This window comes from Candidatus Saccharimonadales bacterium, assembly GCA_036388415.1.
In the GTDB taxonomy this organism is placed as follows: Bacteria; Patescibacteriota; Saccharimonadia; order Saccharimonadales; family UBA4665; genus UBA4665.
In genome coordinates this window covers 126,821-140,686 of the sequence record DASVRW010000002.1, presented here as the reverse complement: position 1 = coordinate 140,686, position 13,866 = coordinate 126,821, and the positions used below count along the sequence as shown (strand labels likewise).

The 13,866-nt window shown below is 48.1% G+C and carries 15 protein-coding genes and 1 tRNA gene; 8 read left to right on the top strand and 8 right to left on the bottom strand.

All coding sequences use genetic code 11. From position 1 onward, the window contains the following. Positions 1-5 precede the first annotated feature (5 nt). Complete coding sequence (locus VF575_00880; GenBank protein HEX8182136.1) at positions 6-1,184, top strand: MarP family serine protease; 1,179 nt, start codon at positions 6-8, stop codon at positions 1,182-1,184. A 71-nt stretch (positions 1,185-1,255) separates the two neighbouring features. Continuing rightward, positions 1,256-2,629, top strand: coding sequence for an Nramp family divalent metal transporter (locus VF575_00875; GenBank protein ID HEX8182135.1), 1,374 nt, complete (start codon positions 1,256-1,258; stop codon positions 2,627-2,629). Positions 2,630-2,633: 4 nt separating this feature from the next. On the opposite strand, the gene VF575_00870 is transcribed toward VF575_00875, so the two are convergent. The 3 genes from VF575_00870 to VF575_00860 all read right to left on the bottom strand — a co-directional run bounded on the left by VF575_00870 (position 2,634) and on the right by VF575_00860 (position 5,213). Next, a complete protein-coding gene (locus VF575_00870) occupies positions 2,634-3,035 on the bottom strand; it encodes a hypothetical protein (protein HEX8182134.1) in 402 nt (133 codons plus the stop codon). Between the two features lie 82 nt (positions 3,036-3,117). Further along, entirely contained in the window at positions 3,118-4,353 is a 1,236-nt protein-coding gene (locus tag VF575_00865; GenBank protein ID HEX8182133.1) for an ABC transporter permease, read from the bottom strand. Continuing rightward, the gene (locus VF575_00860; GenBank protein ID HEX8182132.1) at positions 4,350-5,213 is read right to left on the bottom strand and encodes an ABC transporter ATP-binding protein; all 864 of its coding nucleotides are present in this window, start codon (positions 5,211-5,213) and stop codon (positions 4,350-4,352) included. The genes VF575_00865 and VF575_00860 overlap by 4 nt, the downstream gene beginning before the upstream one ends. A 93-nt stretch (positions 5,214-5,306) precedes the next feature. Between VF575_00860 and VF575_00855 the strand changes: the two genes are divergently transcribed. Continuing rightward, positions 5,307-5,394, top strand: a tRNA-Ser gene (locus VF575_00855). A 77-nt stretch (positions 5,395-5,471) separates the two neighbouring features. Here VF575_00855 and VF575_00850 read toward each other — a convergent pair. Together VF575_00850 and VF575_00845 are read right to left on the bottom strand one after the other, a co-directional pair. Next, a complete protein-coding gene (locus VF575_00850) occupies positions 5,472-6,455 on the bottom strand; it encodes a hypothetical protein (GenBank protein ID HEX8182131.1) in 984 nt (327 codons plus the stop codon). 35 nt (positions 6,456-6,490) lie between these two features. Beyond that, positions 6,491-7,456, bottom strand: coding sequence for a hypothetical protein (locus tag VF575_00845; GenBank protein HEX8182130.1), 966 nt, complete (start codon positions 7,454-7,456; stop codon positions 6,491-6,493). Positions 7,457-7,500: 44 nt separating this feature from the next. On the opposite strand from VF575_00845, the gene VF575_00840 reads away from it, so the two are divergent. Both VF575_00840 and VF575_00835 read left to right on the top strand, forming a co-directional pair. Next, positions 7,501-8,559, top strand: coding sequence for a hypothetical protein (locus VF575_00840; protein ID HEX8182129.1), 1,059 nt, complete (start codon positions 7,501-7,503; stop codon positions 8,557-8,559). Continuing rightward, positions 8,559-9,371, top strand: a complete 813-nt coding sequence (locus VF575_00835; protein HEX8182128.1) for a hypothetical protein — start codon at positions 8,559-8,561, stop codon at positions 9,369-9,371. Before VF575_00840 ends, VF575_00835 begins: the two co-directional genes overlap by 1 nt. A 12-nt stretch (positions 9,372-9,383) precedes the next feature. On the opposite strand, the gene VF575_00830 is transcribed toward VF575_00835, so the two are convergent. The 3 genes from VF575_00830 to pyrH form a co-directional block, all read right to left on the bottom strand. Beyond that, complete coding sequence (locus VF575_00830; protein HEX8182127.1) at positions 9,384-9,644, bottom strand: hypothetical protein; 261 nt, start codon at positions 9,642-9,644, stop codon at positions 9,384-9,386. Positions 9,645-9,707: 63 nt separating this feature from the next. Further along, the gene (locus VF575_00825; GenBank protein HEX8182126.1) at positions 9,708-11,015 is read right to left on the bottom strand and encodes a glycoside hydrolase family 3 N-terminal domain-containing protein; all 1,308 of its coding nucleotides are present in this window, start codon (positions 11,013-11,015) and stop codon (positions 9,708-9,710) included. A 99-nt stretch (positions 11,016-11,114) separates the two neighbouring features. Continuing rightward, positions 11,115-11,819 carry a UMP kinase gene (gene pyrH / locus VF575_00820; protein ID HEX8182125.1) on the bottom strand — a complete coding sequence of 235 codons (705 nt, stop codon included), beginning with the start codon at positions 11,817-11,819 and terminating at the stop codon, positions 11,115-11,117. A gap of 47 nt (positions 11,820-11,866) precedes the next feature. Here pyrH and VF575_00815 point away from each other — a divergent pair, with 47 nt between their 5' ends. From VF575_00815 to VF575_00805, 3 genes are all read left to right on the top strand, one after another. Further along, on the top strand, positions 11,867-12,691 hold the full coding sequence (locus VF575_00815; protein ID HEX8182124.1) for an exodeoxyribonuclease III: 825 nt from the start codon (positions 11,867-11,869) through the stop codon (positions 12,689-12,691). A 6-nt stretch (positions 12,692-12,697) separates the two neighbouring features. Beyond that, on the top strand, positions 12,698-13,318 hold the full coding sequence (locus VF575_00810; GenBank protein ID HEX8182123.1) for a hypothetical protein: 621 nt from the start codon (positions 12,698-12,700) through the stop codon (positions 13,316-13,318). Between the two features lie 62 nt (positions 13,319-13,380). Beyond that, a complete protein-coding gene (locus VF575_00805) occupies positions 13,381-13,866 on the top strand; it encodes an 8-oxo-dGTP diphosphatase (protein ID HEX8182122.1) in 486 nt (161 codons plus the stop codon).

Genomic DNA, 13,866 nt, shown 5'->3' with positions numbered 1-13,866 from the left:
GCCTCATGAACGTACTCGATATAATCATTATCGCAATGGTAGCGAGTTCGCTATTTCGTGGTTTTGAAATCGGACTTGTAAAGCAGCTATTCTCGACGGTTGGATTTATTGGTGGGCTGTTTCTGGGTGCATGGCTAGAACAATATACTGTGACATTGGCGGACACGCCAATCGAACGGTCAGTCGTAACTATCGCTACAACTCTAGGCTGCGCGCTGATATTGCTAGCGGTCGGTGAGTGGATAGGCGGAAAACTCAAGCAGCGTGTCGCGGCGACGATACACCTCAACAAATTCGATGGCTATCTTGGATCATTACTGGGGGCAGCAACGCTGGCTGTATCAGTCTGGCTGGCGGCAGCTATCCTGGTAACACTACCGTCAGCCGGCGTACAGGAGCAAATTCGTGGCTCTCGGATAATTTCTGCCATGAATCGGACACTCCCCCCAGCCCCCGACATTATCGCCCGGATAGGCAAATTAATTGAACCGAATGGCTTTCCAAGGGTATTTACTGATAATGAGCCGGCGCTTAGCGGCGATACAGAAGTTCCGGGCATCGGGCCAGAATTACAGCAGGCGATTGATCGGGCAAAGCTGTCGACAGTCAAAATCGAAGGTCTCGGCTGCGGCGGTATCGTTGACGGATCAGGCTTCGTCATCGGCACCGACCTGGTTGTCACTAATGCGCATGTCGTCGCCGGTGTCAGCCGTCCGTATATCAAAGATGCAAATGGCCAACATTCTGCGACTGCAATCTGGTTCGACCCAGATCTCGATTTTGCAATTTTGCGCACGCAAAATCTTGCCGGGCAGCCGCTGACCATCAATAACTCAATCGTACCGCGTGGTACCAAAGCCGCCGTGCTCGGTTATCCGGGTGGTGGCGCACTGACAGCCGGTGGCGCCGAAGTCCTCGATGAATTCACAGCCCGTGGCCGCGATATATACGGACAGGGTATTACAGAACGTGACGTCTATAGTTTGGCCGCCAAGGTGATTCCTGGGAATTCGGGCGGGCCGGTTGTAGCTGCCGACGGCACTGTTATTGGCGTTATCTTTGCCCAATCAACGTCATACGAGAATGTCGGCTATGCCCTCAGCACACCGCAAATTACTGCCGCCATCAGTCAGGCGCAAGCCCAGAACAGGGCAGTATCAACTGGTAATTGCGCCAAGGAGTAGCCACTACGACAAAGACCGCAGCCAGTGTCATATCGTGATATAATACCGCTAACGCCTATAAAACATATCCGATGACAAAACCAAAAAATTTCATTACAAAGAGCGCCGAACTACCAGCCGAAATGCTGGAGCGCACCGTTGTTGCCGGACTGCATGTCCGCGACGCCATGCCCGGCAGTAAAGTACTGCAAAAAACAGGCAACTACTGGCACATGCTGGGACCGGGTCTAACTACCGGAGCATCCGACGATGACCCGTCAGGTATCCTGACGTACTCACAGGCGGGTGCCAAGTACGGCTTCAATTTCTTGTGGATGGCACCGCTGACGTTTCCACTGATGGCCGTCATTCAGGAAATGTGCGCCCGCATCGGCCTCGTGACAGGCAGGGGGCTGGCTGGTAATATCCGAATACATTTCAACAAAAAGATCCTGTACGTCTGCACCACACTGCTGTTTATCGCCAACACCATCAACATTGGTGCCGATCTGGGCGCTATGGCCAAAGCCGTGCAGTTGTTTAATCCGAATCTTAATTTTGCCGCCCTCGTCATCGGGTTTAGTGTCACCAGCCTGCTCCTGCAAATATTCACGCCTTACGTTCGATATGCCCGCTATCTCAAATGGCTGGCACTCGTGCTACTGAGCTATGTATTTTCAACACTCCTCGCAAATCTTGACTGGAGCGACGTGCTGCGTCATGCTGTCGTGCCACAGATAGGCTTTGACAAGGAACAACTACTCCTTATCTGCGCCATACTCGGTACAACAATTTCACCGTATTTATTCTTTTGGCAAACGTCTCAGGAAGTGGAAGAGCAAATATTACAGGGCAAGACGACGCTTCGTCAGCGCAGCACAGCAACCAGTACTGAAGACGTCAAAAGCATGCGAGTTGACGTCTGGACTGGTATGTTCTTGTCAAATCTTGTAATGTTCTTCATTATCGCTGCCTGCGGCGCATTGCTGCACCAGAACGGCATTACCGAAATTACCTCGGCCGCACAAGCCGCCGAAGCCCTACGGCCATTCGCCGGTGACGCTACCTACTTCTTATTTGCCATCGGCATCATAGGCACCGGGCTGCTCGCTATACCCGTGCTCGCCGGCTCCAGCTCCTACGCCATCGCTGAAAGCCTGCGCTGGAAAGAAGGATTGTACCGCAACCTCAATCAAGCTCATGCCTTCTACGGTATGATCATCATTTCGATGTTTATCGGACTGGCGATCAATTTCATTGGGATTGATCCTATACAGGCACTCATCTATGCGGCCGTTGCCAACGGGCTCGTAGCTCCGCTTATCCTGCTGCTGATTGTCATTATGAGCAGCAACCGGCGAATTATGGGACGGTGGACCAACAAACCGTTGACGACGTTTATCGGTTGGTGCGTGATCCTACTTATGACAGCTGCCGGTATGGCAGCGATCTACGCGCTCATCTAAAGGATTAAATTCGTATACGTTCCCGGCGTGTACCTGGTTGACTACGCAATCCACGCACGCCTGATATAGCTAAGGCCGCACTGCCACCACCCAGTAGCAAAGCGTTCATGGCAAAATATGAACTCTCATCGATATCTTCATGCAATACCATAAGCCTGTCGATATTAGCTGGTGAGACTCCACCGCATTCCGCCATATATGACTTGTCTGAAGCTGACGCCATCCTCGTGACGTGATCACTGATACTCGAATCACAGGACTTACTTACGTCGTGCTCACGCGCGTAATCACCGGGAGCAGCTGCCGCTGCGGCAAATGATTCGGCGCCATACGCACCTGTAAATCCGGCAGCGCCTAATAGCACGGCCGCACCGCTCAATTTAAGAGAATTTTTGACAATTTCCATTAACGAAGATCCTTTACCTAATGGATTTTATTTAATTATAACAATATAATGAATTTTGTCAAGTAAGTAACTTGTGTCTTATTTATTCGTTACGAAGTGCCTGGATAGGGTCCTTGCGAGCAGCCTTAAGCGCTGGAGCCGTGCCAAATATAATACCGACTGCCAGCGACACGCCAGCCGCCAGAGCGACGATTTGCCAGCTCATAACTGGTTGCAGATCGGTAAATGCTCGTAGTATGCCATTAATGATCAGCGAGACGACAACGCCGATAATGCCGCCAATGACACTTAGTACAGTTGCTTCGACCAAAAACTGATTCATAATCTGCCGCGACGTGGCGCCAATGGCTTTGCGAATACCGATTTCCTGCATCCGTTCAGTCACGGATACCAGCATGACGTTCATTATGCCGATACCGCCGACTAGCAGCGAAATAGCGGCGATACCGCCAATAAAACGGGTCAGCAGATTGAGGAGATTACCGCTGACTCCGAGGCTATCACTTTGCTTGAGTACCGTGAAATCAGTCTGATTGCCATGTGCCTTTGTCAGGTTTTTGGTAATTGCAGCAGCTGTTGTATCGGCCGATCCGGTCTTGCTCTGCGCCAGTATTTCGTATATCGACACCTTTTGACTTGTTAGCTCCTGCGTCACTTCGTATGGAATAAACACGGCACGGTTGAAATCGATTTCAAGTGACAGCGGTGCTGACTTAAATTCATCAAAGATACCTCGGACAACGAACGTCTGGCCCTGGAAGTCAAAGCTTTGACCAAGCGGCACGTCCTGGCCGAAGACGTCTTCCGCGACGCCAGTTCCAATGACAGCGCCATTTTGATTACCGTCGCTCGAACTAAAGAAATCACCGTACATAACCTTTTGTTTCAGCGCATCCGGCAGTTCCGGCGTCGTACCTATAACCGTATAGCCTGCGTACGGCCGTTTATCAAACGACAGAGTTCCGGCTACGATACTCAGCGGCACCGCTTGCTTGACACCCGTAGTCTTTTGAACGGTCTGCACATCATCATTTGTCAGTACACCAGTCGACGTATAGCCGGCAAACAGGTTGACGCCAGTTATTTTGCCGTCTTTATCGCGATTGACGATTTGACCGGGGCGCACGGTGATTAAATCTTCACCGAGATGATTAATCTGCGCCGTGACTTGTTGTTTGACACCTTCACCAATACTGACGATCGTAACAACCGACACGATGCCGATAATAATACCCATCATTGTCATAAGGCTGCGCCATTTTGAGCTCCGGACTGACGAGAGTGCCGTCTTGAAGTTACCGCGTGTAAATGATTTCATTTTTGCATCCGTTTCGAGCGCTTTACCTTACGGGTTTTTTGTTTCATAGACATAGACTCAGTCGGTTCATTGGCAGGCAAGTGGTTCATCAGCGCCGAGACACCAGCCAAATCGTCTTCGACCGTCTTGACGGGGACATTGTACATAACGCGCTTCGCCGTGGCGGCGACTTCGCCGATGGCCGTTTGTTCATCGCGCATTATGCCGCCGTCATGCATGTAGACAACACGCGTTGCATAGCGCGTCAACTCAGGGTTGTGTGTCACAAACAGGATCGTATTGCCCATTTTATGAATTTCACTCAGCAGTTCCATGACAAGACGTGAACCGGCACTATCGAGATTTCCAGTCGGTTCATCGGCAATGATCAGCTTGGGATTGTTGACGAGCGCCCGCGCAATCGCGACGCACTGCGTCTGACCGCCACTGAGTTGACGCGGGTAGTAATACTCGCGGTGCTGCAATCCGACGCGGGCCAACATATCGCTGGCCGCTTGCGTCCGTTTGTGCAGCGACATACCCTTGTAGGCCAGTGGTAACGAGACATTTTCGAGTGCCGTCAGCCGTGGCAAGAGGTTGAAATTCTGAAATATAAACCCGATCGTATCGCGCCGGTACTTGGCCGCACGGGCAGGGCGAAGCTTGGCGACTGATCGTGTATTCAGTGTGTATTTACCAAATGAAGGGCGGTCAAGCAGTCCAATGATGTTCATCAGCGTCGATTTGCCGCAGCCGCTGGGACCCATGATCGCCACAAATTCACCCTCTTCAATATGAAGAGAGACTTCGTCGAGCGCCACGGTAGCGGCGTCGCCAAAGCCGTACAGTTTACTGACGTCTTCTAACTCTATGATGGGCATTAACACTAGTGTAACTCTGGCCCGCACATACAGGCAAGGTGTTTTTGTAGTAAAATTGCGTTATACTTGAGCCAGCGTAAAATGTAACGTCATGGAGGGGTCGCCTAGTGGCCTATGGCGCACGCTTGGAAAGCGTGTTGGGTGCAAGCCCTCGGGGGTTCGAATCCCCCTCCCTCCGCCAGGCAGATTATCGTACACTCAATCCACAATTATATTTATCAACGTCTCTTATGTTATTTATAAAAATTTATAGAAATATTAGCGAGACCAGTACATATCTCTCATGTAATTGAGAGTGGCCTGTCCAATCGGTCGAAATCGTTCGCTACCTTCGAGTATCCGGAGCGAAACCTCGCTGTCACTAACAGAAGCTCGCCGTTCCTGCATGTCCGTAAGGAAGCCGCGAACTGCATCGCCAGCCTGTTCCTTAAAATCTTTTATACACGGCTGGCCCTCTCGAATTTGGTCGGCAGTTACTTTTAGACCTGCAATATCAGATTCGGTACCGAGGCCTGTTACCATTGTGATCATATTGTCGAGAGCGCTATCCATTACGGGACCAGGTTCAGAAGCCGTAACAGCTTTCATGACTTTTTTAAAGCCCGAGAGTGGTGTGTCGTCTAAAAAGATCGCTCCTTTCGGAATACTTTTACTCATTTTGCGGCCACTGCCGTCGAGAGACATAATTTTAGGTAATTCAACCTCAAGCATTCGTGGCTCAGGAAGCCGTGCACCATGCTGCCTATTAAACCCCCTGATAAGCTCGTTTGTTATTTCCAAATGAGGTTTCTGATCTTTTCCAGTTGGTACTTGAGCCGGACGTGCCAAAATTATATCTGAAGCCATCAGCATAGGGTACATTGCCAGCCCGACTGTAGCATTTTCCGTGTTATCAGATTGAGTCACTTTCTCTTTAAGCGTTGGAAGTCGAAGTAACCGGGATATGCTCGTCAGTCCTAGCAAATAATGTTCTGCCTCAAACACTAAATCCTGCACTTCGCGTTGGCTGTATATATCTCCTTGAAGACCACTTGCTATGAGAGTCCTGCCAAGCTCCCTTGAATTCTTGATTACGTCAGCAGGAGGAGCAGTAGTAATTGCATGCAACTCGGCTAGAAAAATAGATGTAGACTGTCCATCTGATTCACGATCTAATACAGGACGAACAGCACCAATATAATTTGCGACAGTCAAGTCAGCGGTCGGACGAATACCTGTAAATGACTCGATGGCATAATTCATAATAGTATTTTATCATGTTTGTTTATTTTGGTCAACTATCTGAATCTGCGCGAAAAAAGAAGCTGCTCGGCGCATTGTGGTGTCATATCTTTACGCATTTTCAAGAGTTGCGGCGCAAGTCGATCTTTCAACCCAGATACCATTTGATCTGCACTTAATGTGTGGTTATTTACAAGCATAGATAAGTAGTTTGCTGGAGCTTTCGCTATTCCAACCATCTCGAGAGCCGGTAATGTATCGCACTGGGATGCAATTGCAGCAAAAAACTGTGGTAAATTATGAGAAATTGCGGATCGACTTGATACAAAATCTACGGCATCAGCGTTATTGCGGATAGCAGCATAGAGCCCAAGCAAGCCTACTCCAATACGAGGATCTAAGACATCGTCTGCAAAACCTGCCCATTCAAGACCAACTCCCGTAACACGTCGTTTGTTGATAATAAACTTTCGTCCGCTTAAATCAAGCTGTATTGACTGTTTTGTGGCATGAGCGGTCGATACTAATGCCTCTGGCGTTATGGTAGCCGTCATCGCAACTGTATTTAATTCATTTATTCCGCCTGATCCATAACAACATGCACAATTCCGAGGTTTTGGCCCGTGGGCTAAAGCTAAAGTTGCATGACAATCTTGACAAACATACACTGTTTCCTCCTCGATGCGTATATTTCCTGAATCGAGCCCACTCTCTACTACGGTTGTCGCCCATTTAGTAAAATCCGAGTCATCATCTGCGATGATTTCTGCCTCACCAGTCTGACTATGTAAAAGCGACAGCACTGAGCTACCGTACTTTTGATCAAGCATAGTTGTGCTGCGAATTTCATATTTTCGGGCGTCATAGCCGAGTTGTTCCTGAGCTATGACATTGTTCCATAACTCGACGGGAGTAGACATATATGCATCCTGCGTACGAAGATGAGCGGCAACAAAAAGTGGAACAACTTTACCTAACTGTCCGTCTGGATTAAATTCCCGGTTTTGAATCGGTGCATTCATTATCAACTTGCGCATAATTAGTGTATAGTATATAATATATGACAATGTTGTCAATAACTTCAGAACAATTTATTGCATTAGATAATGCGTTCTTACATGCACATGCTGATGCTGCAAAATTAGACCCGTTAAATGCGTCCAATGATAATTTGTTTGAACAACTTCAAAGTGAAGATCCTTCGTCAAACACTTCGACTACTGCCATGGAGCTATTTTCTCGATCAAACGACTGGATAACAGAACACCGCGATGCTGATGAAACCTCGCTTATAGCTCTACGGCGGGACTTAGATAAAGCAACGGGTGCACTCGTCCTGCGAAAAGTGACTAAACTAACCGAAGCGGTGACAAGCAACTACGCTTTTGATTATTTCATACAACGAGGCATGAACCCTCGTGCTAATTTTTATGATTATGCTGCAAGTATGCCGGCAAATCTAGGCGCAACTTACACTGGTGAAGCGGCGGAAATCGCCTTATTAACAATCTTTGATAATACTATTCAGCTTGCACATAATGGTATCCACAATTTACTTGACGCACGTAATGCCGTAAGCGATGGTAATAACGAATTAGCAAATGATCGCCTCCTTGAAGTATTACGATCAACAACTGAAATGCAAAGTCTTATGGCAGACACATATCGTCAGGTCGGTCCAGAATTTGTCTCCAACAGGCTGACGCGTTACCTAGGTCCAATAACCATCGGAGATAAAAATTATGAGGGACCAAATCCTAGCCACAGCGGATTAATGACATTTGACCGATTAGTTGTTGGATCTCTATATGAGCTTATGGCAAATAATCTTTCATTAGCAAGTCAGTTTGCCTATCGAGAACAAGATATACCGTCTCATCATAAAGCTCTCTTGAAAAGCCTAAACAATTCTCCAGATGCAAATAAAAGCATCGTCGAACTTACTCGTGGCACTCCTATGCACGAAATTGCTCGAGAAATAACGGTCTCACTTAGGAAGCAAAAAGTAGCGCATAAATCTTATGCTGATAAAGGCCTGTCGGCAAAAGGGAAGAGCCTTACTGCCGCTGAGCCTGATATGCTTTCTGATACGATTAAACTTGTAAGAGCCAGGGAGAACACATAATGAATACTGCCAAACCTCAAAAACCATACGTCACTTTGGCGAAACCGGGTGATGCAAGTGAACACAGCTATCATGACCGTGATAGTCTGCCATTCAACGTTATATATCCTCTGGTTGAATTTCAGCCAAGCTATCTGAACATAGGTGCTGACGCAAAAGTATTGCAAAAAGAACTTCTTTACAACTATTGGTACCAGAAGGGTAATGTCTATGAGCGAGATGGTATGCTCAAACGTGTCGTACATATCAATGAGCACTTACAAATCGTACTCGACTTTATAGACAAAACTTACGGACCGCTCGGGTTCACTATTGAGCACATATCTATAGCCGGCTCATACGCTCATGCCGAAAAGCCAGGAGATATTGATTTTGACGTTGTTCTCAGTGGCTCTTTTTTCGATTACATTACGTTCAACGAAGGCATCGACATCCTTGACCAAACAGATAATGTGCGTAAGATTTCTTTGACTGTTATGGGCATAGAAAACGTATTAGGCAATGCTTTCGTACCAGACGATATACGCAATAAAGGCTTTGTTCATCACGATACAATAATTCGCGAAATGCTCATTGCTCCAATGCGCAATATCACCGTCTACGGCCGACCCTTCGACCACACAAAAAATATCGACAGCCGAAACGTGATGGTAAGAATCGCACGTCAGCTGTATTTTGCTGAGCTGACTTTAGAGGGCAAGATACCCTATTATAGCGAGGATCCGCTACGTACAAAAAAGGCAGTTAACCGTATCCGTGAAGCATATCAGATCATAGAGTGGTTATTGCAAGGCTCCAAAGATTTTAAATAATCAGGCGTAAAGCTAGGATTGTCGAATAACCGCAGAATGAATATATATCGGCACAGCCTCATCGAGTACAAAAGATGGTGATCCTAACGAGCCGATGTTTTGATCGATAAAGTCCCTAGAGTATTCAATAGTTTTGTCGGTAACCACGTGCCGGATTTTGCCTTGATTAAAGACCTCGTCACTAAGTCCACTTGCCGCACACAAGCAGCCTATGACTGCGCCGATCGCCATGAGATTTGTTTTTCGATCGCGTGATCTTAGTTCTTCAGACATATGTCGTACATGGTGTTATAGGCATAAGCTTACTCTTTTCATTGGTGACTAACAAGACGGTATTTAACACAATGGATCGTATGTGATTTTGATTTCTTGAGTATTTTGGATTCTCACTATCGAAGCATTGATTCGTTTATCTGTTAGCTCACCTGACTCATATAATTTTTGTAATTTTGCTACATTTGCATACAGCTGTGCGTTCCAACTAGTATCAGCAGGGGAATCTTTAACATATATCATGTCGTTACCGTCAATAAGCGCACGGCCTACGGCAACAGATAATTTTCCCTGAATCGATTCATTACTCAACAACTCGGTGATGATAAGCCCTTTAAAATCCATTTGATTTCTTAATTTGCCAGTAATATCTTTTGTACTCAGCTGAGCTGACTGCACATTATTTGGATTAGTCGTAGCATGTTGACGAGTTAAAGCTCCGACATTGTCGCCAAAATTGTTGCCCAGATTATTGTATGACTGCAGATCGGTGTCGTCACCAAATAGCTCGGCTACTGGCAGAATTCCACCGTCGATCCAGCCTTGCAGATAAGCAGTGTTGTACTGTCGTATTTCTTCTGGACTCTTGCCAAAATCCTGATCATGTTGATCAGACTGAATAGCCGTATTACTCGATGGCATCTGCTCAAACTGCGCGCCAAGTACCACATCGACACCGGCTTCATGCAGTTTGCGGGCATGTTCTGCCACCATTGTCTTTGCTTGCTCAGGTGTCTGCGTCGCGGCAACTATTGCCGGAGCAGGTAGCAGACTAAGATTACTAAATGGCTGGTTGATTTCACCTTGTTCGACTGCAATCAGTGCGTTCGTGGCTGCTTTGAATTCCTTTACCTCACCCTTGCTTGGATCGGCAATTTGACCCGTCAGAACCGCACCACCAATATGATACGAATTAAATAACGGCGTCATAGGAGCAGTATTATTTGCGTCGACCTTGATCATCATCAATTTACCAAGCCGCTCACTGAGCGAGATATGCCGGCTCATGCAGTTTTCGGCAATCGGATCTATTTTATTCGTCTTTGTTGCGGATGCCGGGGAGGGTGAAGGGGTGTCTTTTGGTGCTGGTGCCGCGGATGGATCCTGGGATTGTACACTCGGGGACTTTGTTTGCACATCCCGCGCTGGCTCGGTTGGACACCAGGCATCATTAGCGAAGCACGTCGCATCCTGGACCATGAATGATAAAACATGACCGACCGAATCATAAGATTCACCCATGTTATGGAAAAATTTTGTAACTGGGTCTGTTTCAGAGTCGATATTTACGCTCGTGTACACCCCTAATGGCACGCCAATTGCTGCACCCAGAACCAATGCCGAACTACCTAAGATCATCCTACGACCCATATATCAAACTCCCGGCTATGTTTCTTAAAATATAATGTAGACCTATTTATTACAAATAGCAATAATATGGTTTGATTATATCGATCTTGAATACAAATGTTATGAGATGATAGTTCCGACTGGATCGCCGGCAACTGCTTTCAAGATATTGTCAGATACCGATGAATCGAACACTAATATTGGTAAGTCATGTTCCATGGCGAGTCCGAGAGCCGCTTTGTCCATGACCATGATGGCATCGTCGGCAACTGCCTGCTGGAACGATAAGCTCCCAAATCGTTTGGCGTCGTCATGCTTAGCCGGGTCTTTATCGTAGATACCGTCGACTTTGGTGGCCTTCAGGACTACTTCGCATTCCAGCTCAAGCGCCAGGCTGACAGCGGCAGTATCCGTCGTCAGGTACGGCCGGCCAATACCACCACCGACGATAACCACCCGGTTTTTCTGCAAATGACTGATGGCGCGGCGATGTGTGAACGGATCGACCACTTGTTCGGCTACAATACTACTAACGCCACGAGTCGGCACATTCTGAGCATTGAAGATATCAGACAGTGCCAGCGTGTTCATCAGTGTCGCCAACATGCCGATATTGTCAGCCGTGACTCGTCCGATGCCATGACCGGCCAGCTGGGCCCCGCGGGCATAATTGCCGCCGCCAACCATGATCACGACCTGCGTACCGTTCGCGATCACTTTTTTGACCTCTTGAGCCAACCAGGCGCCAAGCTCAGCATCAATACCACCTTCGAATTTACCTGATAATTGTTCGCCGGAAAGCTTGAGTAGGATGCGTTTGTACATTATCTATCAGTCTAGCAAATCATGTCGACCCCGGCTATACTGGCCATATGATCAAAATTTACTCCTGGAATGTCAACGGCATCCGCGCCGTCATCAAAAAGAACATGTGGCAGCCATTTATCGACAATGAGCAGCCCGATATCATCTGTTTGCAAGAAACCAAGGCCAAGCAGGAACAAGTCGAGCTTGAGCTGCCGGGTTATAGCCAATTTTGGTATTCGGCAGATAAGCCGGGCTACAGCAGCACAGCAATATTCAGTAAAGTTGCGCCGCTCCAAGTCGTGAATGGTTTTCCGCAGGATATCATCGACGAATACAACGTCAGCGGCGATGTCTACGGCGATCCCAATAAAGAGGGCAGGGTGATTGCTGCTGAGTTCGCAAAATTCTGGGTTGTCACCGTTTACACGCCAAATGCCAAAGACGACCTGAGTCGTATACCACTGCGTCACAAGCAATGGGATCCGGCATTTCTGGAATATTGCAAACAATTGGAACGCGGCGGCGGGCCAGCCAATGGCACCCCCAAACCGGTCGTCTTCTGTGGCGACCTTAATGTGGCACACACCGAAGACGACCTGGCTAATCCCAAGCCCAACCGCGGCAAAAAGGGCTTTACCGAAGAGGAACGTAGCGGCTTTCAAGCCTTCTTGGATGCTGGATTTATCGACACGCTACGTTTGTTCAAGCAGGGCAATGGCCACTACAGCTGGTGGTCGCATTTTGCCAAGGCCCGCGAGCGTAATGTCGGCTGGCGGATCGATTATTTCCTGGTGTCAGTGAGTCTCAAAGATAAGGTGACAGACGCTGCTATTCATGCGGACGTCTACGGCTCCGACCATTGTCCGGTTAGTATTACACTCGAGGTATAGAGCATAATGGCCAAGTATTTAGCCTCGCCCGGTGCACAAACGACTGTTGCTATAATGCCGGGTTTTGGTGAAGGTTCATGGCACACCAATCGGCTGGCCCGTGAACTAACAACACACGGCTACCGGCCAGTGCAGGATGCCTCAATTGCCGACATCGTTGTTACACACTCAGCTGGCTGCTTCTTTCTACCGAACACGCGTCACAACAAGCTGCTCATCCTGATCGATCCGCCGTACTGGCCTGGCCGCAGCAACATCGTGCGGATTTGCCAAAAAACTTGGTGGGATTTTGTGGCGCATATCCGCCGCCGCAAGGTCGGATTTTATCTGCATAAAACAGCTTGGAACTGGGTATACATACTGGCCAACATTGCCCGGGTTGTCAAAATCGGGCAACTGGCGCGCAAGCATAACTTTCACGAAGCGCTAGCACATGAGACAGTAGCGATCATCCGGAATGACCACGACGCCTGGTTTATGCCGAACGCGGCTGAGGCGTTACCAACCAACGAAACTTTTACGTTTTACAGATTGCCGGGGGAGCATGACGACTGCTGGCTATACACGCGAGAGCACGCCGATCTCATTCATCATATTATTCTGCAGCATACTAGAACGACAGGATAGAACCGAGGTAGCACAGACGGCAATGTTTGGTTATGGCCAGGGCGATGCGCTAAGATAGCTACATGTCTGAAACTCCTCTCAAGATCTGCACCTTGGTATTTTTACTACGTGATGATGAAATTTTGCTGGCTATGAAAAAACGCGGCTTCGGCAGCGGGCTTTGGAACGGTATCGGCGGCAAAGTTGATCCAGGTGAAACAATAGAACAAGCGTTGGTACGCGAAACGCAGGAAGAAATCGGCTTGACACCCACTGAGTTTAGCAAAGTAGCCGTTCACGACTTTGTATTTCCAGACGGTACAGCTGATATGCAGGTTCACGCCTATTTTTGCCGGCAATGGAGCGGGGAACCGTGCGAGACCGAAGAGATGGCTCCGCAGTGGTATAAGCTGACCAATATTCCCTATGACGACATGTGGCAGGACGATAGTGTCTGGCTGCCGCTGGTGCTGCGAGGAAAACTAGTCCAGGCCACCTTTACGTTTGACGCTACTAACGATATGACGCAGGGACAATTCCAGTTCGTGCCGGAATTTCAGCAGACGTAA